The 22,654-nt window shown below is 71.0% G+C and carries 20 protein-coding genes; 12 read left to right on the forward strand and 8 right to left on the reverse strand.

The features are described 5' to 3' along the window. Positions 1 to 76: 76 nt before the first annotated feature. Positions 77 to 1,153, forward strand: coding sequence for a class I SAM-dependent methyltransferase (locus tag ABZV31_RS02535; RefSeq protein WP_355887001.1), 1,077 nt, complete (start codon positions 77 to 79; stop codon positions 1,151 to 1,153). Between the two features lie 24 nt (positions 1,154 to 1,177). On the opposite strand, the gene ABZV31_RS02540 is transcribed toward ABZV31_RS02535, so the two are convergent. Beyond that, a complete protein-coding gene (locus tag ABZV31_RS02540) occupies positions 1,178 to 2,380 on the reverse strand; it encodes a bifunctional adenosylcobinamide kinase/adenosylcobinamide-phosphate guanylyltransferase (RefSeq protein ID WP_355887004.1) in 1,203 nt (400 codons plus the stop codon). A gap of 270 nt (positions 2,381 to 2,650) precedes the next feature. Here ABZV31_RS02540 and ABZV31_RS02545 point away from each other — a divergent pair, with 270 nt between their 5' ends. Beyond that, positions 2,651 to 2,863 carry a hypothetical protein gene (locus ABZV31_RS02545; protein WP_355887007.1) on the forward strand — a complete coding sequence of 71 codons (213 nt, stop codon included), beginning with the start codon at positions 2,651 to 2,653 and terminating at the stop codon, positions 2,861 to 2,863. 44 nt (positions 2,864 to 2,907) lie between these two features. On the opposite strand, the gene ABZV31_RS02550 is transcribed toward ABZV31_RS02545, so the two are convergent. The 3 genes from ABZV31_RS02550 to ABZV31_RS02560 form a co-directional block, all read right to left on the reverse strand. Then, the gene (locus tag ABZV31_RS02550; protein WP_355887010.1) at positions 2,908 to 3,993 is read right to left on the reverse strand and encodes a trypsin-like peptidase domain-containing protein; all 1,086 of its coding nucleotides are present in this window, start codon (positions 3,991 to 3,993) and stop codon (positions 2,908 to 2,910) included. 118 nt (positions 3,994 to 4,111) lie between these two features. Beyond that, positions 4,112 to 4,816, reverse strand: a complete 705-nt coding sequence (locus ABZV31_RS02555; protein WP_355887580.1) for a methyltransferase domain-containing protein — start codon at positions 4,814 to 4,816, stop codon at positions 4,112 to 4,114. Between the two features lie 80 nt (positions 4,817 to 4,896). Continuing rightward, positions 4,897 to 5,496 carry a DUF3043 domain-containing protein gene (locus tag ABZV31_RS02560; protein WP_355887013.1) on the reverse strand — a complete coding sequence of 200 codons (600 nt, stop codon included), beginning with the start codon at positions 5,494 to 5,496 and terminating at the stop codon, positions 4,897 to 4,899. 285 nt (positions 5,497 to 5,781) lie between these two features. On the opposite strand from ABZV31_RS02560, the gene ABZV31_RS02565 reads away from it, so the two are divergent. The 5 genes from ABZV31_RS02565 to ABZV31_RS02585 all read left to right on the forward strand — a co-directional run bounded on the left by ABZV31_RS02565 (position 5,782) and on the right by ABZV31_RS02585 (position 12,284). Beyond that, positions 5,782 to 6,573: a PspA/IM30 family protein gene (locus ABZV31_RS02565; RefSeq protein WP_355887016.1), complete on the forward strand. Its 792-nt coding sequence runs from the start codon at positions 5,782 to 5,784 to the stop codon at positions 6,571 to 6,573. A gap of 40 nt (positions 6,574 to 6,613) precedes the next feature. Next, positions 6,614 to 6,892, forward strand: a complete 279-nt coding sequence (locus tag ABZV31_RS02570; RefSeq protein ID WP_355887019.1) for a hypothetical protein — start codon at positions 6,614 to 6,616, stop codon at positions 6,890 to 6,892. Between the two features lie 88 nt (positions 6,893 to 6,980). Continuing rightward, positions 6,981 to 8,201, forward strand: coding sequence for a sensor histidine kinase (locus ABZV31_RS02575; RefSeq protein ID WP_355887022.1), 1,221 nt, complete (start codon positions 6,981 to 6,983; stop codon positions 8,199 to 8,201). Between the two features lie 74 nt (positions 8,202 to 8,275). Continuing rightward, the gene (locus ABZV31_RS02580; protein ID WP_355887025.1) at positions 8,276 to 8,959 is read left to right on the forward strand and encodes a response regulator transcription factor; all 684 of its coding nucleotides are present in this window, start codon (positions 8,276 to 8,278) and stop codon (positions 8,957 to 8,959) included. 193 nt (positions 8,960 to 9,152) lie between these two features. Beyond that, on the forward strand, positions 9,153 to 12,284 hold the full coding sequence (locus ABZV31_RS02585) for an efflux RND transporter permease subunit (protein WP_355887027.1): 3,132 nt from the start codon (positions 9,153 to 9,155) through the stop codon (positions 12,282 to 12,284). Positions 12,285 to 12,460: 176 nt separating this feature from the next. Here ABZV31_RS02585 and nadA read toward each other — a convergent pair whose 3' ends face one another. After that, positions 12,461 to 13,645, reverse strand: a complete 1,185-nt coding sequence (gene nadA, locus ABZV31_RS02590; protein ID WP_355887030.1) for a quinolinate synthase NadA — start codon at positions 13,643 to 13,645, stop codon at positions 12,461 to 12,463. Between the two features lie 299 nt (positions 13,646 to 13,944). Here nadA and ABZV31_RS02595 point away from each other — a divergent pair, with 299 nt between their 5' ends. Continuing rightward, positions 13,945 to 14,301, forward strand: coding sequence for an iron-sulfur cluster assembly accessory protein (locus tag ABZV31_RS02595; RefSeq protein ID WP_006135694.1), 357 nt, complete (start codon positions 13,945 to 13,947; stop codon positions 14,299 to 14,301). A 73-nt stretch (positions 14,302 to 14,374) separates the two neighbouring features. Here ABZV31_RS02595 and ABZV31_RS02600 read toward each other — a convergent pair whose 3' ends face one another. Continuing rightward, positions 14,375 to 16,177, reverse strand: a complete 1,803-nt coding sequence (locus ABZV31_RS02600) for a hypothetical protein (RefSeq protein ID WP_355887033.1) — start codon at positions 16,175 to 16,177, stop codon at positions 14,375 to 14,377. Positions 16,178 to 16,327: 150 nt separating this feature from the next. Next, positions 16,328 to 16,540: a hypothetical protein gene (locus tag ABZV31_RS02605; protein ID WP_355887036.1), complete on the reverse strand. Its 213-nt coding sequence runs from the start codon at positions 16,538 to 16,540 to the stop codon at positions 16,328 to 16,330. Between the two features lie 130 nt (positions 16,541 to 16,670). Between ABZV31_RS02605 and ABZV31_RS02610 the strand changes: the two genes are divergently transcribed. Further along, complete coding sequence (locus tag ABZV31_RS02610; RefSeq protein ID WP_355887038.1) at positions 16,671 to 17,645, forward strand: carbohydrate kinase family protein; 975 nt, start codon at positions 16,671 to 16,673, stop codon at positions 17,643 to 17,645. Positions 17,646 to 17,739: 94 nt separating this feature from the next. Here ABZV31_RS02610 and ABZV31_RS02615 read toward each other — a convergent pair whose 3' ends face one another. Beyond that, positions 17,740 to 19,116: an aminotransferase class V-fold PLP-dependent enzyme gene (locus ABZV31_RS02615; RefSeq protein ID WP_355887041.1), complete on the reverse strand. Its 1,377-nt coding sequence runs from the start codon at positions 19,114 to 19,116 to the stop codon at positions 17,740 to 17,742. Between the two features lie 404 nt (positions 19,117 to 19,520). Here ABZV31_RS02615 and coxB point away from each other — a divergent pair, with 404 nt between their 5' ends. From coxB to ABZV31_RS02630, 3 genes are read left to right on the forward strand one after another with little or no spacing between them, the layout of a single operon-like run. Continuing rightward, a complete protein-coding gene (coxB, locus tag ABZV31_RS02620; RefSeq protein WP_355887044.1) occupies positions 19,521 to 20,480 on the forward strand; it encodes a cytochrome c oxidase subunit II in 960 nt (319 codons plus the stop codon). Continuing rightward, entirely contained in the window at positions 20,477 to 22,210 is a 1,734-nt protein-coding gene (ctaD, locus tag ABZV31_RS02625; RefSeq protein WP_355887047.1) for a cytochrome c oxidase subunit I, read from the forward strand. Before coxB ends, ctaD begins: the two co-directional genes overlap by 4 nt. After that, the gene (locus ABZV31_RS02630) at positions 22,207 to 22,605 is read left to right on the forward strand and encodes a cytochrome c oxidase subunit 4 (protein ID WP_355887050.1); all 399 of its coding nucleotides are present in this window, start codon (positions 22,207 to 22,209) and stop codon (positions 22,603 to 22,605) included. The genes ctaD and ABZV31_RS02630 overlap by 4 nt, the downstream gene beginning before the upstream one ends. Positions 22,606 to 22,654 lie beyond the last annotated feature (49 nt).

Raw genomic sequence — 22,654 nt, forward strand, 5'->3', positions numbered from 1 at the left:
TCCCATACGTTCCTTTTGTAGCGGATTGTCGCACGTCCCTGCCGTACGCCCCTCTCGCCCCCCACGGGAGCCGCCCATGCCGCCCCTGCCGTACGCCCCGCATGTCTACGACCCGCGCCGCATCGCGTACGCCGCCGAACTCGCCCACGGCGTCGACCGTTTCCACGAGCCGCGCCGCGACGACTGCCCCTGGTGCGGTTCTGGACGCCTGCGCACCCGGCTGCGCGCCCCCGATTTGCTGCAGCACAAGCCCGGCACGTTCGTGGTCGACCAGTGCCGGGACTGCCGACACGCCTTCCAGAACCCCCGGCTCACCGTGGAGGGCCTGGCCTTCTACCACCGGGACTTCGACGAGGGGGAACCGGAGGGCCTCGCCGAACGCGTCCTGGCGGCCCGCCGCAGCCACCGCCGCCACCGGGCCGTCGCGCACCTGATGCGGAACGTGGGGGAACCGGAGAGCTGGCTGGACGTCGGCACGGGCCACGCCCACTTCCCGCAAGCGGCGCAGGAGGTCTTCCCGTACACCTCCTTCGACGGTCTCGACCCGACCCCGCGCGTGGAGCAGGCCCGCGCGGCCGGGCGGATCGAGGAGGCCCACATCGGCCACCTGGCCGACCCCCGCATCGCGGACCGCCTGCGCGGCCGCTACGACGTGGTCAGCATGTTCCACCACCTGGCACACGCCCCCGACCCCCGTGCGGAACTGCGGGGGGCCCTCACCGTCCTGCGCCCCGGCGGCCACCTGCTCATCGAAGCCCCCGACCCGCGCTGCGTGTCCGCCCTGCTGCTGGGCAAGTGGTGGCTGCCGTACGGTCAGCCGCGCCACCTGCACCTGATGCCGCTGCGCAACCTCCGCGCGGAACTGGAGTCCCGGGGCTGCACGATCCTCGTCACCGACCGACGCACCCCCCACACGCCGAACGACCTGTCGGCGGCGGTCGCCCTGGCCCTCACCCACGTCTTGCCCGCGGCCGACGCCCCCTGGCGCAAGGTCCCTCCGACCGACCTGAAGCGCCTGCTGCGTGCGGTCCTGGCCGCGGCGACCAGTCCGCTCGTGGCCGCGGCGGCAGTCGCGGACCACGCGCCGGCCCCCCTGTTCCGCCGCGCCCCCTTCTCGAACGCCTACCGCATCGTCGCCCGCCGGGACTCCTAGCCGCCCACCGGGGCGCCTGGCCCGTCAGCCGCGCAGCACGACCGCCTGCCCCGCCACCACCAGCAGCACATGCTCGCACTCCTGTGCGAACGCCGCGTTCAGGCGCCCGAGTTCGTCCCGGTACCGCCGTCCCGGCGCGGTGGCCGGCACGATGCCCGAGCCCACCTCGTTGGACACCGCGACCACCGTCCGCCGGGTCGCCCGCACCGCCGCCGTCAGCTGCGCCACCCGCTCCCGCAGCGCCCGCTCCCCGCCGTCCGCCCACTCGGCATCGTCCCAGGCGCCGACGGAGTCCATCGCGTCTGTCAGCCACAAGGACAGGCAGTCGATCAGCAGCGGCGGCCCGTCCTGCTCCAGCAGCGGCACCAGGTCGCACGTCTCCGCCGTCCGCCACGACCCCGGCCGCCGCTCCCGGTGCGCGGCGACCCGGCCCGCCCACTCGGTGTCCCCGTTGCGGGATCCGCCCGTGGCGACGTACAGCACACCGGGGAAGGACTCCAGCCGCCGCTCGGCCTCCACCGACTTGCCCGACCGCGCCCCGCCCAGCACCAGCGTCCGCCGCGGCACGTCCGGCACGTCCTCGTACGCCCCGACCACCAGCGTCGTGCCGTCCGGCACGGCCCGCGCCCCCGCCGCCGCGAGCCGCCGGCGCAGCTCCGCCCCCGGCGGCACGTCGTGGTCGAGGTGCACGGCGACGACGTCCGTGGTCGGCCCCACCGAACCCACCGCCCGCAGCTTGGCCAGGGCGTCCGGCCGCCCCACGACGTCCGCGAGGACCATGTCGTACGTCTCCGCGGACCCCTCCTCCAGCCCTGCCGGAGCGCCGCCCGGCGGCAGATACAGCAGCCGCTGCCCGTCCGGCCCGGTCACCGCGTACCCGGTGCCCGGCGCGTCCATCGCCACCGCCCGCACCCGATGTCCCGTCAGCAGCGCCAACTCCCGCCCGTCCGGCACCCGCCCGGGCTGCGGCAGTCCGGCCGGCACTTCCACCGCGGGCCCGTTGTGCGGGTGCGACAGCAGCACCTGTCGTACGCCGCCCAGCGAATGCCCGGCGCGGGCGGCCGCGAACGCCGCACCGGGGGTCAGGTCCAGCAGCAGCGCCTCGTCCACGAGCAGCGCGGTCGCCGCCCGCGCGTCGGCGCCGAGCGCCGTCGCACAGGCCGCGCAGGGACAGTCGGGGCGGGGGAGTCCCGCGGGGGCACCGGTGCCGAGAAGAGTCACGTCCACGGACCCGATTTTCCCGTCTCGCCGCGGGTCTTGCGCGTCCGAGGTCCCAAGAAGCGCGCGGACGCGGACGTCGTGCGGTCCGCGGTGGTCCCGACGGGCCCGGACGTCGTGCGGTCCGCGGTGGTCCCGACGGGCCCGGACGGCCCGCAGTTGCGCCGATCACTCCCGGGCCTCCTGACGGCACACCCCGCTCAGCACATAGGCTCTGGGCGGAAGCCGGACCAGGATCCGGCTCCCGCTGTGCAGTGTGCTCACACCTGGGAGGCGTACATGGCGGCATGGACGTGGCGGTTCGAGACGGCCGACGGGACGGAGGTCCAGCCCGCGGTGCAGCCCGAGGAGTTCACCACGCAGGGCGACGCCGAGTCCTGGATCGGGGAGAACTGGAAGGCCCTGCTGGACGGCGGCGCGGACCAGGTGCGGCTGTTCGAGGACGCCACGGAGATCTACGGGCCGATGAGCCTGCACGCCGACGAGTCCTAGGCGTCGCGCGGGGGAGGGGGTGATCGCCGTCGGACCGCCCCTCCTCACTGCTCACCCAGTGTCATCTCCACCGTCTTCTCACGGCCGTTGCGCGTGAACGTCACTGTGGTCCTCTGCCCCGGCCTGTCGGAGGCCAGCGCCTCGGCCAGCGTGGTCATGGAGGTGATGTCCGTGTCGTCCACCTTGGTGATGATGTCCCCGGACTGCAGGCCCGCCTTGTCGGCCGCGCCGCCCGGCTCGACCTCGACGACGGCGACCCCGGCGGCCTGGAAGTGGGCGTCGACGAAGGTACGGCCCGTGATGCCGAGCGCGGCCCGGCCCGAGTCGGTGACCTTGCCCTTGTTGACGATCTGGTCGGCGACCGTCTTCACCATCGAGGCGGGGATCGCGAAGCCGATGCCGGGCGCCGCGCCGCCCCCGAGCTCGGGGTCGGTGGCGGCGAGCGTCGGGATGCCGATGACCTGACCGTCGAGGTTCACCAGCGCGCCCCCGCTGTTGCCGGGGTTGATCGCGGCCGACGTCTGCACCATGTTGCCGATGGTGGCCCCCGTACCGCCGCCGGTCCGGCCCTCGCTGACGGTGCGTCCGGTCGCCGAGACGATGCCCTGGGTCACGCTCGACGCCAGCCCCAGCGGCGAGCCCATGGCCAGCACGATCTGCCCGACCTCGACCTTCTCGGAGTCGGCGAGGGTCGCGGCCTTCAGCCCGCCGGGGACCTTGTCCAGCTTGATGACGGCGAGGTCCTGCTCCGGGTACGAGTAGACGAGGCTGGCGGTGAGTGCGTCCTCGCTGTTGGCGGTGGTCACCTGGAAGGTCTTCTCGTTCCCGACGACGTGCGCGTTGGTGACGATGTGGCCCTTGTCGTCGTACACCACTCCGGACCCCAGATCTTGGCTGGCCTGGATCTGCACCACCGACGGCAGAACGTCCTTGATCACCCTCAGGTAGTCGCTCTGCAGGTCGTTGGCCGCCCTCGGGACGGCGGCCTGCCCGGTGTCGGAGGCGCCCTTCGTGGCGGCGGCCTCCTCCGGGGAAGCCGAGCCGTTGCACCCGGACAGCAGAGCGACGCAGCAGGCGAGGGCGGCGACGAAACCGGTCGGCCGAAGGGTACGGGTACGGGAAACGTCCATGACCCGAGTGTCTCTTTGGGGTGAATGTCTGGCTTGGGCAGTTCACCCGAACGACGAGCCACGCCGGAGCCGGCGGCTCCGTCTCGGCGCGCCCTTCGCGGCGGCCACGGGCTCCGCCTCAGCCGCGCACGCCGCACAGGTGCAGCAGCGCCGCGACCGAGCGGTACGGATCCGTCCGCCCGGCCCGCTCCTCGACCGCCAGCAGCGTCTCCAGGTCGGCCGGGGACTCCGCGCCGTCCGGCGCCGTGTCCGTGAAGACCCGCACCCCGTACCAGGCGTGCAGCGGCGCCCCGATCCCCGCGAGCGTCGCCGTCAGCTCGGCACGACGGTCCGCCCGTCCGTCGAGCCCCAGCCGGTTCCGGTACGCCGTCGTGTCGAACCCGGCCAGTGCCCCGGCCCAGTCCCCGGACAGCCCCGGACGCATCGCGAGCGCGTCCCCGTTCCGCACGAGCAGCGACAGCAGTCCGCCCGGCGCGAGCATCCGTGCCAGCCCCGCCAGCAGCGGATCCGGCTCCTCGACGTACATGAGCACGCCGTGGCACAGCACCACGTCGAAACTGCCCGGCAGGAAGTGCACCCCGGTGTCCCGGCCGTCGCCCTCGACGATCCGCATCCGTTCCCGGACGCCCTCCGGCTCGGCGGCGAGCGCCTCCCGCGCCACGGAGATCATCCCGGGGTCCTGTTCGAGCCCGGTCACCTGGTGCCCGGCCCGCGCCAGCCGAAGCGCCTGCGTGCCCTGGCCCATCCCCACGTCGAGCACCCGCAGCCGCTGCCCGACCGGGAACCGCCCGGCTATCTGCTCGTCGAGCTGCCGGGCGACCAGTTCCTGCCGTACGACATCACGCAAGCCGCCCAGCTTGTTCAGCCAGGCATCCGCCGCACCCCCGGAGAAAGCGGTCGTACTCAGGGCCGCTCTCCGCGCTTGACCTGCGGCTTCGGCAGCCGAAGCCGGCGCATCTGGAGGGAGCGCATCAGGGCGTAGGCGATCGCGCCCTTCTTGTTCTGGTCCGGGAAGCGCTCGTTCAGCTGCTTCTTCAGCCGGAAGGCGCTGACGGCCGAGTCCAGCACGATCAGGACGATCACCACGAGCCACAGCAGCAGCGCGATGTTCTGCAGCGAGGCCACCCGCACCATGCTCAGCACGAGGATGACCACGGCCATCGGCAGGAAGAACTCCGCGACGTTGAAGCGCGAGTCGACGAAGTCGCGCGCGAACCTGCGGACCGGGCCCTTGTCGCGCGCCGGAAGGTAGCGCTCGTCGCCGCTGGCCAGCGCCTGGCGCTGCCGCTCCAGCGCGGCACGGCGCTCCTCGCGCTGACGCTTGGCGGCCTCCTTGCGCGTCATCGGCGTGTTGGCGACGCTGCGGCGCTGGGCCTGGGCCTCACTCCGCTTGGGAGTGGGCCGGCCCTTCGGGGCCTGCGGGTCACGGGGCTGCTTGGAGAGGTTCACCGGCGCCTTGTCGGCGGCCGGGGCCTTCTCTTCCTTGGCACGGCTACGGAACACAAAACCCAAGGGTAAGGGCTTGACCGGCATGGACCCCAGCCGGCGGGGAACGATCCGGCAACACCAGTCGTCTGTAAGGGGACAGAGCGGACGTTGTGCACGCAGCCGCCCGACGGTACCCCGGGGGTCACCTACTCCCTACGCCGGAGCGTGAGCGTACGCAGTCGTCCTTGGGGATGACCGCATCCGTCCCCGGACAGTGCGGTAATGGATGCAGGGCCCGTACTGTGGGTTCTGCACGCAGAGCTGGAGCTGGAGTCCGTCAGAAGGGGGCGCGCGAAGCCCATGAGCGGTGTCATGAAGCGTATGGGGATGATCTTCCGCGCGAAGGCGAACAAGGCCCTTGACCGGGCCGAGGACCCGCGCGAGACCCTCGATTACTCGTACCAGAAGCAGCTGGAGCTGTTGCAGAAGGTCCGCCGCGGCGTCGCGGACGTCGCGACCTCCCGCAAGCGCCTCGAACTCCAGCTGAACCAGCTGCAGCAGCAGTCCACCAAGCTGGAGGACCAGGGCCGCAAGGCGCTCGCGCTGGGCCGGGAGGACCTGGCCCGCGAGGCGCTCTCCCGCCGCGCCGCGCTCCAGCAGCAGGTGACGGACCTCGAGACGCAGCACGCGACGCTCCAGGGCGAGGAGGAGAAGCTCACCCTGGCGGCCCAGCGGCTCCAGGCCAAGGTCGACGCCTTCCGTACGAGGAAGGAGACCATCAAGGCGACGTACACGGCGGCGCAGGCGCAGACCCGGATCGGCGAGGCCTTCTCCGGCATCTCCGAGGAGATGGGCGACGTCGGCCTGGCGATCCAGCGCGCCGAGGACAAGACGGCGCAGCTGCAGGCCCGCGCCGGCGCGATCGACGAGCTCCTCGCCTCCGGCGCCCTGGACGACCACTCCGGCATGGCCAAGGACGAGATCCAGGCCGAGCTGGACCGGCTCTCCGGTGGTACGGATGTAGAGCTGGAGCTGCAGCGCATGAAGGCGGAGCTGGCCGGCGGTTCGCCGCAGCAGGCGATCGAGGGCGGCACGGACCAGTCGCAGTCCCAGCAGCAGCCGCAGGACACCCCCCGCTTCGACAAGCAGTAGTCACGTCACGACAGCCGGGGCCCACGCCGAGGAGGGCGACATGATCGTACGGATCATGGGGGAGGGGCAGGTGAGGCTGGCCGACAGCCACCTCACCGAGCTGAACAAGCTGGACGACGAACTCCTGGCCGAGATGGAGAGGGGCGACGGTCCCGGCTTCCGCCGCACCCTCCAGGCGCTCCTGTCCAAGGTTTGCGAACTGGGCGAGCCCCTGCCGGACGACTTCCTGGAACCGTCGGAACTGATCCTTCCGTCCCCGGACGCGACCCTGGAGGAGGTACGGGACCTGCTGAGCGACGACGGCTTGATCCCGGGCTGACGGCCACGCCGACGCCGACCGTCCCGAACAGCTGCGCACCCTCGACCCCCGTTCCAAGCCCAGCAGGGACGCCGTACCGTACACAGACGTGACCACCCTCGACCGCGCCAGATGCCAACTCAAAGCGCACCCCCTGGCGCTGGACGCGGCGTTGGCGGCGGCCGTCCTGATATGCATGGTGGCCGGGTCCTTCGTGGACCCCCACGGGGAGAACGGTGTCAGCTGGGGCGTGCGCACCCCCGACTCCCTCAGCCTCGTCCTCATCGTGATCGGCGCCGCTGCGCTCGTCTTCCGCCGCCGTGCCCCCATGACGGTCCTCGCCGTCACCGGCACCGTCTCCCTCGTCGAGTGCGTCACCGGCGACCCCCGCGCCCCGGTCGCCATGTCGGCCGTCGTCGCCCTCTACACCGTCGCCGCCACCACCGACCGCCCCACCACCTGGCGCGTCGGCCTGCTCACCATGACCGTGCTGACCGGCGCCGCCATGCTGGCCGGCCCCCTGCCCTGGTACGCGCAGGAGAACCTCGGCATCTTCGCCTGGACCGGCATGGCCGCAGCGGTCGGCGACGCCGTCCGCAGCCGCCGCGCCTTCGTACAGGCCATCAGGGAGCGCGCCGAACGAGCCGAACGCACCCGCGAGGAGGAGGCCCGCCGACGTGTCGCCGAGGAACGCCTCCGCATCGCCCGCGACCTGCACGACGTCGTCGCCCACCACATCGCCCTCGTCAACGTCCAGGCCGGCGTCGCCGCCCACGTGATGGACAAGCGGCCCGACCAGGCCAAGGAGGCCCTCGCCCACGTACGTGAGGCCAGCCGCTCCGCGCTGAACGAACTGCGCGCCACCGTCGGGCTGCTCAGGCAGTCCGGCGACCCCGAGGCCCCCACCGAACCGGCCCCCGGCCTCGACCGCCTCGACGAGCTGGCCGGCACCTTCCGCAGCGCCGGCCTGCACGTCGAGGTCGCCCGCGCCGACCAGGGCACCACCCTGCCCGCCGCCGTCGACCTGGCCGCCTACCGCGTGATCCAGGAGGCCCTCACCAACGTGCAGAAGCACGCCGGTACCCAGGCGAAGGCGGAGGTCAGCGTCGTACGCGTGGGGCCGAACGTCGAGATCACCGTCCTCGACGACGGCGCCGACGAGGACGACGGCCCCGAGACGGGCGGCGGGCACGGTCTGCTCGGCATGCGCGAGCGGGTCACGGCCCTCGGCGGCACCCTCACCACCGGTCCCCGCCACGGAGGCGGCTTCCGGGTCCATGCCATCCTGCCGGTCAAGAACCGCACACGCGCCACGGGGGAGAGTGCATGACCACCGCCACGGGGGAGAGTGCATGACCACCGCCACGGGGCAGACCGCATGACCACCGCCACGGGGGAGACCGCATGACGATCCGTGTCCTGCTCGCCGACGACCAGGCGCTGCTGCGCAGCGCCTTCCGCGTGCTCGTCGACTCCGAGCCCGACATGGAGGTGGTCGGCGAGGCGTCCGACGGCGCGGAGGCGGTGCGGCTGGCCAAGGAGCAGCGGGCCGACGTCGTGCTGATGGACATCCGGATGCCCGGCACGGACGGCCTCGCGGCCACCCGCATGATCAGCGCCGACCCCGCCCTCGCGCACGTCCGCGTGGTCATCCTCACCACCTTCGAGGTCGACGACTACGTCGTGCAGTCCCTGCGCGCGGGCGCCTCCGGTTTCCTCGGCAAGGGCAGCGAACCCGAGGAACTGCTCAACGCCATCCGCGTCGCGGCGGGCGGCGAGGCGCTGCTGTCCCCCGCGGCCACCAAGGGCCTGATCGCCCGCTTCCTCGCGCAGGGCGACGCGGGAGACGACGGCCGTGACCCCGCCCGCTCCGAGCGGCTCGCCGCGCTCACCGTGCGGGAGCGCGAGGTGCTGGTCCAGGTCGCAGGCGGGCACTCCAACGACGAGATAGCCGAGCGGCTCGAGGTCAGCCCGCTGACGGTGAAGACGCACGTCAACCGGGCCATGGCGAAGCTGGGCGCCCGCGACCGGGCGCAGCTCGTGGTGATTGCGTACGAGTCGGGGCTGGTGCGTCCCAGGGTGGAGTGAGCCGGGTCCAGGCCGGTACGTCCAAGGGTGGAGCACCCTCGGCCCGGGCGTACTGCGCCCGGAGTACGGCCCGGACAAGGAAATGGACCAGGGGCCTACGGATCGCCGTCCATGGATGGCTCAGGGTGTAGGGGTGGGCGCTCACCTGTGCCCCTCGCCGCTTCTGCCGCTCACAGAAGAGAGACCCTGACCCATGTCCTGGCTGTCCAGATTCAGCCTCGCGCAACGGGCCCTCATAGGGCTGATGTCGATCATCGCGCTCGTCTTCGGGGCGATCGCGATCCCCCAGCTCAAGCAGCAGCTGCTGCCCAGTATCGAACTTCCCATGGTGTCCGTGCTGGCGCCCTACCAGGGCGCGTCCCCGGACGTGGTCGAGAAGCAGGTCGTCGAACCGATCGAGGACAACCTGCAGGCCGTCGACGGCATCACCGGCGTCACCTCCACGGCGAGCGAGGGCAACGCCGTGATCATGGCCTCCTTCGACTACGGCAACGACACCAAGCAGCTCGTCGCCGACGTCCAGCAGGCCGTCAACCGGGCCCGTGCCCAGCTCCCGAACGACGTCGACCCGCAGGTCGTGGCCGGTTCCACGGACGACATCCCGACGGTCGTCCTCGCCGTCACCTCCGACAAGGACCAGCAGGCCCTCGCCGACCAGCTCAACAGGACGGTCGTACCGGAGCTGAAGAACATCGGCGGCGTCAGCCGGGTCACCGTCGACGGCGTACGGGACCTGCAGGTCACCGTCACTCCCGATGACAGGAAGCTCGCCCGGGCGGGACTCACCACCGCCGCCCTGGGCCAGGCCCTGCAGGCGGGCGGCGCCACCGTCCCCGCGGGCTCCTTCGACGAGGGTGGCGCCAACCGCACCGTCCAGGTCGGCGGCGGCTTCACCTCGCTCAAGCAGATCGAGGACCTGATGGTCACCGGGGAGGGCGCCGCCGCGAAGAAGCCGGTCCGCCTCGGCGACGTCGCCACCGTCAGGCAGGAGCCGGCCAAGGCCGACTCCATCACCCGCACCGACGGCAGGCCCAGCCTCGCCGTCGCCGTCACCATGGACCACGACGGCAGCGCGGTCGCGATCTCCCACGCGGTCAAGGACAAACTGCCCGGCCTGCGCAAAAACCTCGGTTCCGGCTCGACGATCACCGTCGTCAGCGACCAGGGCCCGGCGGTGGCCAAGTCCATCGACGGCCTGACCACCGAGGGCGCGCTGGGCCTGCTGTTCGCGGTCCTCGTCATCCTGGTCTTCCTCGCGTCGGTCCGCTCGACGCTGGTCACGGCGGTGAGCATCCCGCTCTCCGTCGTCCTGGCCCTGATCGTCCTGTGGACCCGCGACCTGTCGCTGAACATGCTGACGCTGGGCGCGCTGACGATCGCCATCGGCCGCGTCGTCGACGACTCGATCGTGGTCCTGGAGAACATCAAGCGTCACCTCGGCTACGGCGAGGAGCGCCGCGAGGCCATCCTCGACGCCGTCCGCGAGGTGGCCGGCGCGGTGACCTCCTCCACGCTCACCACAGTCGCCGTGTTCCTGCCGATCGGCCTGGTCGGCGGCATGGTGGGCGAGCTGTTCGGCCCGTTCAGCATCACGGTCACCGCGGCGCTGCTGGCCTCGCTGCTGGTGTCGCTGACGGTCGTACCGGTCCTGTCGTACTGGTTCCTGCGCGCCCCGAAGGGCACGCCCGCGGAGGCGGCGGAGGCCCGCCGCCTGGCCGAGGAGAAGGAGGCGAGGAGCCGGCTCCAGCGCTGCTACGTCCCCGTCCTGCGCTTCGCCACCCGCCGCCGCCTCACCAGCGTGCTGATCGCGGTCGTCGTGCTGGTCGGCACCTTCGGCATGACCCCGCTGCTGAAGACGAACTTCTTCGACCAGGGCGACCAGAAGGTCCTCACCGTCAAGCAGGCGCTGAAGCCGGGCACCAGCCTGGCGGCGACCAACGCGCAGGCGAAGAAGGTCGAGAAGCTGCTCGCCGGGGTGAAGGGCGTCAAGGACTACCAGGTGACGGTCGGCTCGTCCGGCTTCATGGCCGCCTTCGGCGGCGGCACGGACACCAACCAGGCCTCGTACCAGGTGATGCTGGAGGACTCGGCGTCCGCCGACGACGTGCGCAGCCGTATCGAGGACGGCCTGCACCGGCTCTCCGGCATCGGCACCACCACGGTCGCGGCCGGTGACGGCTTCGGCGACCAGGACCTGAAGGTGGTCGTCAAGGCGGCCGACGGGGACGTGCTGCGCAGGGCGGCGGAGCAGGTCCGCAAGACGGTTGCGCAGCTGGACGACGTCACCGACGTCACGAGCGACCTGTCGCAGAGCGTGCCGCGCATCTCGGTGAAGGCCAACGCCAAGGCGGCCGCCGCGGGCTTCACCGACCAGACCCTCGGCATGGCCGTCGCCCAGGCGGTGAAGGGCACCACGGCCGCGAAGGCGATCCTGGACGACACCGAGCGCGACGTCGTCATCCGGTCGGCGAAGCCGGCAAAGACGCTGGGCCAGTTGAAGAACCTCCGCCTCGGTGCGGTGAAGCTGGGCGACATCGCGACGGTGCAACTGGTGGACGGCCCCGTGTCGATGACCCGCATCGACGGGCAGCGCGCCGCCACGATCACGGCCAAGCCGACGGGCGACAACACCGGCGCGGTCAGCGCCGACCTCCAGTCGAAGATCAAGGCCCTGAAGCTCCCGGCGGGCGCGACGGCGGAGATCGGCGGTGTCTCGCAGGACCAGAGCGACGCGTTCAAGAACCTCGGCCTGGCCATGCTGGCGGCCATCGCCATCGTCTTCATGCTGCTGGTCGCGACCTTCCGCTCGCTGGCCCAGCCGCTGATCCTGCTGGTGTCCATCCCCTTCGCCGCGACCGGCGCGCTCGGCCTGCTCATCGCCACCGGTACGCCGATGGGTGTCCCTGCGATGATCGGCATGCTGATGCTGATCGGCATCGTGGTCACGAACGCGATCGTGCTGATCGACCTCATCAACCAGTACCGCAGGCAGGGTTACGGCGTCGTCGAGGCCGTGGTGGAAGGCGGCCGCCACCGTCTGCGCCCGATCCTGATGACGGCCCTGGCCACGATCTTCGCCCTGCTGCCGATGGCCCTGGGCGTCACGGGCGAGGGCGGCTTCATCGCACAGCCGTTGGCGGTGGTCGTCATCGGCGGCCTGGTCACGTCGACCCTGCTGACCCTGCTCCTCGTCCCGACGCTGTACGCGATGCTGGAGCTCCGCAAGGAGCGCCGGGCGAAGAAGCGGGCGGCGAAGAGGGCGCCGGCGTCCGGTCCGACGGACCGCGCGGCCGACGCCGAGGAGCCGCAGCTCACGCGGGGCTGATCCGCCTGCCGCACGGGGCGCTCGTCCACGGGACGGGCGCCCCGTGCCGTTGTTCGCGTCCGGGGCTTCCTGGTCCGCCCTGGTCGTCGACGGCGGGCTCAGCATCTCGGCGCCCTTCTGCGGGCACCCCTGATGACGACCGGGCCGGGCAGCCGCCCGGCCCGGGGCTGGGGAGGCTAGGGCAGGGCGAGCATCCGCTCCAGCGCCAGCTTCGCGAACGCCTCCGTCTCCTTGTCCACCTCGATGCGGTTGACCAGGTTGTCCTCGGCCAGGGACTCCAGGGCCCACACCAGGTGGGGCAGGTCGATCCGGTTCATCGTGGAGCAGAAGCACACCGTCCGGTCCAGGAACACGACCTCCTTGCCCTCGGGCGCGAAACGGTTCGCCAGCCGCCGTACGAGGTTCAGCTCCGTACCGATGGCCCACTTCGAGCCGGCCGGAGCGGCCTCCAGCGTCTTGATGATGTACTCGGTCGACCCGACGTAGTCCGCCGCGGCCACGACCTCGTGCTTGCACTCGGGGTGGACGAGCACGTTCACGCCGGGCATTCGCTGCCGCACGTCGTTCACCGAGTCGAGGTTGAAGCGGCCGTGCACGGAGCAGTGGCCCCGCCACAGGATCATCTTCGCGGCGCGCAGCTCCGCGGTGGTCAGTCCGCCGTTGGGCTTGTGCGGGTTGTAGACGACGCAGTCGTCCAGCGACATCCCCATGTCCCGCACCGCCGTGTTGCGGCCCAGGTGCTGGTCGGGCAGGAACAGCACCTTCTCGCCCTGCTGGAAGGCCCACTCCAGGGCCCGCCTGGCATTGGACGAGGTGCAGATCGTGCCACCGTGCTTGCCCGTGAACGCCTTGATGTCGGCGGACGAGTTCATGTACGACACCGGCACGACCTGCTCGGCGATGCCGGCATCGCTCAGCACGTCCCAGCACTCGGCGACCTGTTCGGCCGTCGCCATGTCGGCCATGGAGCAGCCGGCCGCCAGGTCCGGCAGGACCACCTTCTGCTGGTCGCTGGTCAGGATGTCCGCGGACTCGGCCATGAAGTGCACGCCGCAGAACACGATGTACTCGGCCTCCGGCCGCGCCGCCGCGTCCCGGGCCAGCTTGAAGGAGTCGCCCGTGACGTCGGCGAACTGGATGACCTCGTCGCGCTGGTAGTGGTGGCCGAGCACGAAGACCTTGTCGCCGAGCTTCTCCCTGGCCGCGCGGGCGCGCTCCACCAGGTCCGGGTCGGACGGCGAGGGCAGGTCGCCGGGACACTCGACACCCCGCTCGCTCTTCGGGTCGGCCTCACGGCCGAGAAGCAGCAGGGCGAGGGGCGTCGGCTGTACGTCGAGCTCCTGGGCTTGGGCGGTGGTCACGACACGCACCCTTTCTACTTTTCGTCGAACTGACGCTATCTATCATAACCGTTTCACGCCACTTTGACGAAGGCCATTGCGTCGATGTGACGTGAATCCTGACACCCCACCGTCAGGTGGTGCTGTCGCGTTCGTCGCGCCGTCCGCAGGTCGCTGTCCGCCGCACCGCGCCTGTGCGAGCATGAAGAAGACGAGCACGAAGAAGACAAAAAGCATGTGCATCGGCCCGGAATGAATCCGCGGCCTTGCCGGTTGCACACGTCGCCAAGCAGTCTCCGTACAACCCGGGAGAGATGTAGATGTCCGTATCGGACGAGACCACCACCGTCACCGACGGCATCATCCTGACCGACGCCGCCGCGTCCAAGGTCAAGGCCCTGCTCGACCAGGAAGGCCGCGACGACCTCGCCCTGCGCGTCGCCGTCCAGCCCGGTGGCTGCTCCGGCCTGCGCTACCAGCTCTTCTTCGACGAGCGCTCCCTCGACGGCGACGTGGAGAAGGACTTCGGCGGGGTGAAGGTCGTCACCGACCGGATGAGCGCTCCGTACCTGGGCGGCGCCACCATCGACTTCGTGGACACGATCGAGAAGCAGGGCTTCACGATCGACAACCCGAACGCGACGGGTTCCTGCGCCTGCGGCGACTCCTTCAGCTGAGCCGGCCACGACATGACGGAAAAGGCGGCGGCCCCGTTCGACGGGGCCGCCGCCTTCCTGCTTCCACCAGGGCTCACCGGGCCGACGACGACTCCGGCAGCCGCGCCCCCTTCTCCTTCGGGATCTCCCGCCCGTCCGACCCGACCACGGTCCGGTCGCCGAGCGGCCGGTCCAGGTGCAGGGTCTGGTGGTACATCTTGGCGATCATGATGCAGACCTTGTTCCGCCACGGGGTCTCGGTCACCGTGACGGTCACCTTGCCGGAGCTCTCCTTCGCCGACGTCTTGTAGTCGGCGCACACCCCGCCTTCGAAGCCGACGGTCAGGTCGTCGCCCTCGGTGCTGTAGCCCGTCACCTTCACGTCGTGCGTCGCCGGGGCGCTGCCGGAGCCGCTCGGCTGCGCACTCGGCTGCCCGGACGGCGTGGTCGGCGAGGCCAGGTACTTCGGGTCGACCGCCGGATACGTCACCGTGAAGCGGTCCTGCGCGCCCGGCCCCCGCACCTCGAACAGCCAGGACGGCACCAGCGTCTGCCGCCCGTTCGAGGAGTGCGACGCCAGACCGAAGACGGCCTTGTCCACGGTGAGGACCTCCTGGGCGATGGTCGGCGATCCGCACGGGGCCTCGAGGCGGTCCTTCAGCGGTTCGGGGCTGGCGCAGCCGCCGATGCCCATGCGGTGGTCGGTCCTGGGGGCCGCGTTCATCAGGTCCAGCGTCTTCCGCGCGTTCAGGACGGGATATGTGTCGCCCTTAGTCGGCGCCTTCAACTGCCCGCTGCCGCTGACCACCTCGCCCTGCCGGCTGACGCTCAGGCCGGTCGTCCAGCCGTACGTGGGCAACCCGCCGACCACCGGGTCGGCGTTGACGACCCGCTGGGCGCCCATGATCTGGCTCGCGTCCACCTTCGCGTCGTCCTGACCCAACGCCTTCAGCACCGGCGCCGCGGCCTTCTCCGCGGCCGCCACGCTCACCGGGTGGACGGCCGGGGCCGCGGGGTCGTGCGTGCACAGCACGCCCTTGCAGTCGTCGGTGCCCGGTGCGTACCGGCTGAACGTCCAGGTCCCCGGTGCCTGCCTGCTCACCTGCAGACTCGGACCCGAACCGTCCTTCCCGGGCCCGACCCTCCAGGCCTGCGCGTCGGCCACCGGCGTCCCGTCGACGCCGAGCGCCTTCGCCAGGCGGGCCACCTCGTCCTGGGTGACCTCGCCCTTCGCCGCGTACACGGATGCCGAGCCGGGTCCGCCGGGCAGCGTGCCGCCGACCCGGTACGTCGCGCCGTACGGGTTGGGCTCACCGGGCGCGATACCGTTCGTACCGCCGGAGGAGTAGCCGTCGAGGGCGAGCGGCGGGGGAGTGCCGTGGCCGCCGGACGCCGCCGGGCCCGTACCTCCGCCCGAGCCACCGGACGCGCTCGCGGCGAGATACGCCCCACCGCCCCCGACGAGCAGCACCGCGGCGGCAACCGAGGCGGCGACCAGGGGGGAGCGCCGCCGGGCCGGACGCACGTCAACGGTCTCCCGGTCGCCGACGACACCCTTCTCCCCCGTAGCGGCCGACACGTCCGTGCCGGACGTGTCCAGTTCGTCCATAGCGGCCGCTCGCGCTTCGGTGTCGGACGTGTCCGGTTCCTGCGTAGCGGCTTGCGCGGTGCCGGACGTGTCCGGTTCGTCCGTGGCGGCTCGCGCCTCGGTGCCGGACGTGTCCGGTTCCTGGGGAGCGGCCTGCACCCCGGTGTCGGTTGCGTCCTGCTCCCGCTCGGCGGGCGCGCTCGTCTGCTCGACCTCGCCCGCGGTGTCATCGGTGCCCCGCGCTGTGCCGGCGGCGTCGGCGGCACCGGGCTCGGCGGCGTCGTCGTGGTCGGGTCGCTCGGTGTTCACCGCATCGCTCCTTCGGCAGCACAGCTGTCCCTGTGACCCTGACCCGGCCCTGTCAAAGCGGCCGGCCGGTGGGTCGTATCCCGCATCCCCCAGACGGGGGACAGCGATGGGACGCAGCGGGGGAGCGCACGGTTCCCGAAGAGCGCCGGCTCAGTCGCCGTAGTCCGACATCGCGTCCAGCAGTCGCGCGGAGGAGGCCGGAACGCTCACGCCGTGGATGTGGGACGGCGGCACCGGCAGGGAGGCGGCCCGGTCGGGAGCCGCCCAATGGGGGACCATCCGGGCGCAGTCGCCGCGCAGCGACGCGAGGTCGCCGTCCAGGTCGGCCGGGTCGGGGGCAGCTTGCACCTTGAGGTTCGTCATGACGGAACCGTAAGCACGCCGGGGCTCAAGGAGAAAGATCTACTATCGGGTAGTTTTGCCTGCTTCAGTGCCCCGCCCCGACCGGGTAGCGTGAACTGTCAATCCCCTTCCCTCCAGGAGAGTCCACGCCGTGCGCATCGCAGTCACCGGCTCCATCGCCACCGACCACCTCATGACCTTCCCCGGCCGCTTCGCCGATCAGTTCGTCGCGGACCAGCTGCACACGGTCTCGCTCTCCTTCCTGGTCGACCAGCTGGACGTCCGGCGCGGCGGAGTCGGCGCCAACATCGCCTTCGGCATGGGCCAGCTCGGCACCCGGCCGATCCTGGTCGGCGCGGCGGGCCCGGACTTCGACGAGTACCGCGCGTGGCTGGACCGCCACGGCGTCGACACCGCCTCCGTCCGCATCTCCGACACGCTGCACACCGCCCGCTTCGTGTGCACCACCGACGCCGACCACAACCAGATCGGCTCCTTCTACACCGGCGCGATGAGCGAGGCCCGCCTCATCGAGCTCAAGACCGTCGCCGACCGCGTCGGCGGCCTGGACCTGGTGCTGATCGGCGCCGACGACCCCGAGGCGATGCTCCGGCACACCGAGGAGTGCCGCTCCCGGTCCATCCCGTTCGCCGCCGACTTCTCCCAGCAGATCGCCCGGATGGACGGCGACGAGATCCGGATACTGCTGGACGGGGCGACGTACCTCTTCTCCAACGAGTACGAGAAGGGGCTCATCGAGTCCAAGACGGGCTGGAGCGACGCCGAGATCCTCTCCCGGGTCGGCCACCGGGTCACCACCCTCGGCTCGCGGGGCGTGCGCATCGAGCGGGCGGGCGAGGACCCGATCGAGGTCGGCTGCCCCGACGAGGAGCGCAAGGCCGACCCGACGGGCGTCGGCGACGCCTTCCGCGCCGGTTTCCTCTCCGGCCTGGCCTGGGGCGTCTCCCTGGAGCGCGCCGCCCAGGTCGGCTGCATGCTCGCCACGCTGGTCATCGAGACGGTCGGTACCCAGGAGTACCAGCTGCGCCGCGCACATTTCATGGACCGCTTCACCAAGGCGTACGGCGACGAGGCGGCCGACGAGGTCCGCGCCCATCTCGCCTGAGCCGGGTCCGCGCCCGCCTCGCCTGGGGCCGGGTCCGCGCCCGCCTCGCCTGGGGCCGGGTCCGCGCCCGCCTCGCCCGGGCAGGTACGACGCGCTAGGAGACCCGGCGGACCACGTAGGCCGAGCCCTTGTCCGCCGGCTCCTCACCCACGTACTCCTGCCCCCGCATCTCGCACCACGCCGGGATGTCCAGCCGCGCCGCCTCGTCGTCCGCGAGGACGCGGACCGTGCCGCCCACGGGAACGTCCCCGATGACCTTCGCCAGCTCGATCACCGGCAGCGGGCAGCGCTTGCCGAGGGCGTCGACGACCAGGGCGTCCCGGACGGCCGCTGCCGCCGGAGTCGGCGCCCCCAGCTTCTCCCGGACCGCGGCCACCGCCCCCGGCAGGACCGACAGAAACCGCTCGACCTCCTCCTCCGGCGTGCCGAGCGGCAGCGACACCCGCACGTTGCCCCCGCTCAGCACCCCCATCGCCTTCAGCACATGGCTCGGCGTCAGCGTGCTGCTCGTGCAGGACGAACCGGACGAGACCGAGAACCCCTCGCGGTCCAGCTCGTGCAGGAGGGTCTCTCCATCGACATAGAGACAGGAGAAGGTGACGACGCCCGGCAGCCGGCGGACCGGGTCGCCCACCACCTCCACGTCCGGTACCAGCTGCGGCACCCGCACACGGATCCGCTCCGTCAGCTCCCGCAGCCGTACGGCCTGAGCGGCCGCCTCCGCCCGCACCGCTCGCAGTGATGCCGCCGCGGCCACGATCGCCGGGATGTTCTCGAACCCGGCCGCCCGGCCCGACTCCCGCTCGTCCACCGGCCCCTGGGGCGCGAACCGCACCCCTTTCCGTACGACGAGCAGTCCCACCCCCGACGGCCCGCCCCACTTGTGGGCGCTCGCCGCCAGCAGCGACCACTCGCCCTCCACCCGGCGCCAGCCCAGCGACTGGGCCGCGTCCACCAGCAGGGGAACGCCCGCCGCCCGGCACACCTCGGCCACCTCGGCCACCGGCTGCTCGGTGCCCACCTCGTGGTTGGCCGACTGCAGACAGGCCAGCGCGGTGTCCGGGCGCAGCGCGGCTTCGTACGACGCGGCGGCCACCGCACCCCCGCGGTCGACCGGGACCTGTGTGACCGTCCCGCCGTCCGCCTCGTGCACCTCGGCCGAATGGAGCACCGAGGAGTGTTCGACCGCTGACACGATCATGTGGCGTCCGACACGACGGCGCCCCGCCAGCGCGCCCGCGATCCCGGTGTGCACGGCACGCGTACCGGACGAGGTGAAGGTCAGCTCGTCGGGCCGGCAGCCCACCGCCTCCGCGGTCGCCTCGCGCGCCGCGTCCAGCAGCATCCTCGCCCGTCTGCCCTCCCGGTACAGGCGTGCGGGGTCGGCCCAGCCCTCGTCGAGGGAGGCCTGGAGGGCCTGGCGGGCGACCGGGTGGAGCGGGGCGGCGGAGGCGGCGTCGAAGTAGGACACGCCGCCACGCTAAACCCTGGGATGGCAGCTTCACCGACTGGTTGGGCGTGGTGTTCTGCATCTGGTCCTTGAGGTACCGCGCCGGAGCCGTCGGCCGGGGTGGCGAGGCCGTCGTAGCCGTACCGGAGCCAGTGCTTGCCGTCGGCCTGCCGGACATCGAAGCCCCGTCAGGCGGCAGGTCAAAACGGTCATTCGGGCGTGCACCGGTGCAGGCGGAACCCCTGCGTCCACCTCTTCGGGGAGCGGGGCGGCGCGTTGGGCACCCTCCCCGCGCGACCCCAAATGGCGTCCAGTAGGGTTTGGTCCGCATAAACATCCAAACCCCTGCCCGACGCAGGGCGGCGACCGACCAGTGAGAAGGCCGCAGCCGAACAGCGCGGGCGAGACTCTCGGGAAGGCGCTACGTGAGTCCCAACGGCTCCGACCGCTCGCCGCGGCGCCCGATGCGGCGGAAGCTGCTGCAGGCACTGACTGCGGGCCTGGTCCTGGCGACCGCAACCGGTTGCACATACAAGGACTTCCCCCGGCTGGGTATGCCCACCCCGACCACGGAAGAGGCTCCGCGGATCCTCTCCCTGTGGCAGGGTTCCTGGGCGGCCGCGCTCGCCGTCGGCTGCCTGGTGTGGGGTCTGATCCTGTGGAGTGCCATCTTCCACCGGCGCAGCCGCACCAAGGTCGAGGTCCCTCCGCAGACCCGGTACAACATGCCGATCGAGGCGCTGTACACGGTCGCTCCGCTGATCATCGTCTCGGTGCTCTTCTACTTCACGGCCCGCGACGAGTCGAAGCTCCTCGACCTCTCCAAGAAGCCGGACGTCACCGTCAACGTCGTCGGCTACCAGTGGAGCTGGGCCTTCAACTACATCGCGCCCGTCGACGGCTCCACCGGTGACGCCAAGACGGACAAGAACCTGGTCGCCATCCCGGACCGGTTCAAGAACGACTTCCCGGCGAACGCCGGTGGCGTCTACGACGCCGGCGTGCCGGGCGAGCGGAACCCGCAGAACGGCAACCCGGGTCCGACCCTGTGGCTGCCCAAGGGCAAGACGGTCCGCTTCATCCTCACCTCGCGGGACGTCATCCACTCCTTCTGGGTGCTGCCGTTCCTGATGAAGCAGGACGTCATCCCGGGCCACACCAACTCCTTCCAGGTGACCCCCAACAAGGAGGGCACCTTCCGGGGCAAGTGCGCCGAGCTCTGCGGCCAGGACCACTCCCGGATGCTGTTCAACGTGAAGGTCGTCTCTCCGGAGCGCTACGAGCAGCACCTCAAGGACCTCGCTAAGAAGGGGCAGACCGGTTACGTTCCCGCCGGCATCGCGCAGACGAGCCACGAGAAGAACCGGGAGACGAACAAGCTGTGAGCATCCTCAACGAACCTCAGGGTGCCGCGGCAGCTGGGGGCTCTTACGAGAGCGAGCTGCCGGTCCGGCGCAAGCAGCCCGGCAACGTCGTGGTGAAGTGGCTGACGACCACCGACCACAAGACCATCGGAACGCTGTATCTGACGACGTCGTTCGCGTTCTTCCTCATCGGTGGCGTGATGGCCTTGCTCATGCGCGCCGAGCTGGCCCGCCCGGGCCTGCAGATCATGTCGAACGAGCAGTTCAACCAGGCGTTCACGATGCACGGCACGGTCATGCTGCTGATGTTCGCGACGCCGCTGTTCGCCGGCTTCGCGAACTGGATCATGCCGCTGCAGATCGGCGCCCCGGACGTGGCCTTCCCGCGGCTGAACATGTTCGCCTACTGGCTGTACCTGTTCGGCTCGACGATCGCGCTCGGCGGCTTCCTCACCCCGCAGGGCGCGGCCGACTTCGGCTGGTTCGCCTACGCGCCGCTGTCGGACGCGGTGCACTCCCCGGGCCTCGGCGGTGACCTGTGGATCATGGGTCTGGTGTTCTCCGGCTTCGGCACCATCCTCGGCTCGGTCAACTTCATCACCACGATCATCTGTATGCGCGCGCCGGGCATGACCATGTTCCGGATGCCGATCTTCACCTGGAACGTGCTGCTCACCGGTGTGCTGGTGCTGCTGGCCTTCCCGGTCCTTGCCGCTGCGCTGTTCGCCCTGGAGGTGGACCGCAAGTTCGGCGCCCACGTCTTCGACGCCGCCAACGGCGGAGCGTTGCTGTGGCAGCACCTGTTCTGGTTCTTCGGACACCCCGAGGTGTACATCATCGCGCTGCCGTTCTTCGGTATCGCCTCAGAGGTCATCCCCGTGTTCTCCCGCAAGCCGATCTTCGGCTACATGGGCCTGATCGGCGCGACCATCGCGATCGCCGGTCTCTCGGTGACGGTGTGGGCGCACCACATGTTCGCCACGGGTGGTGTGCTGCTGCCGTTCTTCTCCTTCATGACGTTCCTGATCGCCGTCCCGACCGGCGTGAAGTTCTTCAACTGGATCGGCACCATGTGGCACGGCAGTCTCTCCTTCGAGACCCCCATGCTGTGGACCGCCGGGTTCCTGGTGACCTTCCTCTTGGGCGGTCTGACGGGTGTCATCCTGGCCTCTCCACCGTTGGACTTCCACGTCACCGACTCGTACTTCGTGGTGGCGCACTTCCACTACGTCGTCTTCGGCACCGTGGTGTTCGCGATGTTCGCCGGCTTCCACTTCTGGTGGCCGAAGTTCACCGGCAAAATGCTCGACGAACGTCTCGGCAAGATCAGCTTCTGGACCCTGTTCGTGGGCTTCCACGGCACCTTCCTGGTCCAGCACTGGCTGGGCGCCGAGGGCATGCCGCGCCGGTACGCCGACTACCTCGCGGCCGACGGCTTCACCGCCCTCAACACGGTGTCGACGATCTGCTCGTTCCTGCTTGGCATGTCGATCCTGCCGTTCCTCTACAACGTCTGGAAGACGGCCAAGTACGGCAAGCCGGTCGGCGTGGACGACCCGTGGGGCTACGGCCGGTCGCTGGAGTGGGCGACCTCCTGCCCGCCGCCGCGGCACAACTTCCTCACCCTGCCGCGGATCCGCAGTGAATCCCCGGCGTTCGACCTGCACCACCCGGACATCTCAGCGCTGGACCAGTTGGATAACTTCGGCCACGGTCCTGCCCTCGCTGGTGGCAAGGAGGCCGGCAAGTGAAGATCCAGGGCAAGATGTTCATGTGGCTGAGCGTCTTCGTCCTCGTCATGGCGATCGTCTATGGCGTGTGGTCGAAGGAGCCGGCCGGTACCACGGCCCTCTTCCTGGCCTTCGGCCTGTGCATCATGATCGGCTTCTACCTGGGCTTCACGGCCCGGCGGGTCGACGCGGGTGCCCAGGACAACAAGGAGGCCGACGTCGCGGACGACGCCGGCGAGCTCGGGTTCTTCAGCCCGCACAGCTGGCAGCCGCTCGCGCTGGGCATCGGCGGCGCGATCGCCTTCCTCGGTGTCGCGGTGGGCTGGTGGCTGCTGTACTTCGCGGCGCCGATCATCCTGATCGGCCTGTGGGGCTGGGTCTTCGAGTACTACCGCGGTGAGAACCGCACCCAGTAGCGCGTGCTGAGTGAGCGCACCGGGAGCCCGGACACTCCACCAGGAGGGT

The organism is Streptomyces sp. NPDC005202, assembly GCF_040608235.1.
Classification (GTDB): Bacteria; Actinomycetota; Actinomycetes; order Streptomycetales; family Streptomycetaceae; genus Streptomyces.

Excerpts from the sequence above, each read along its gene's own strand:
- ABZV31_RS02535 (WP_355887001.1), top strand. The coding sequence starts at position 77 with ATGCCGCCCCTGCCGTACGCCCCGCATGTCTACGACCCGCGCCGCATC.
- ABZV31_RS02545 (WP_355887007.1), top strand. The coding sequence starts at position 2,651 with ATGGCGGCATGGACGTGGCGGTTCGAGACGGCCGACGGGACGGAGGTC.
- ABZV31_RS02550 (WP_355887010.1), bottom strand. The coding sequence starts at position 3,993 with ATGGACGTTTCCCGTACCCGTACCCTTCGGCCGACCGGTTTCGTCGCC.
- ABZV31_RS02565 (WP_355887016.1), top strand. The coding sequence starts at position 5,782 with ATGAGCGGTGTCATGAAGCGTATGGGGATGATCTTCCGCGCGAAGGCG.
- ABZV31_RS02570 (WP_355887019.1), top strand. The coding sequence starts at position 6,614 with ATGATCGTACGGATCATGGGGGAGGGGCAGGTGAGGCTGGCCGACAGC.
- ABZV31_RS02580 (WP_355887025.1), top strand. The coding sequence starts at position 8,276 with ATGACGATCCGTGTCCTGCTCGCCGACGACCAGGCGCTGCTGCGCAGC.
- ABZV31_RS02585 (WP_355887027.1), top strand. The coding sequence starts at position 9,153 with ATGTCCTGGCTGTCCAGATTCAGCCTCGCGCAACGGGCCCTCATAGGG.
- ABZV31_RS02595 (WP_006135694.1), top strand. The coding sequence starts at position 13,945 with ATGTCCGTATCGGACGAGACCACCACCGTCACCGACGGCATCATCCTG.
- ABZV31_RS02605 (WP_355887036.1), bottom strand. The coding sequence starts at position 16,540 with ATGACGAACCTCAAGGTGCAAGCTGCCCCCGACCCGGCCGACCTGGAC.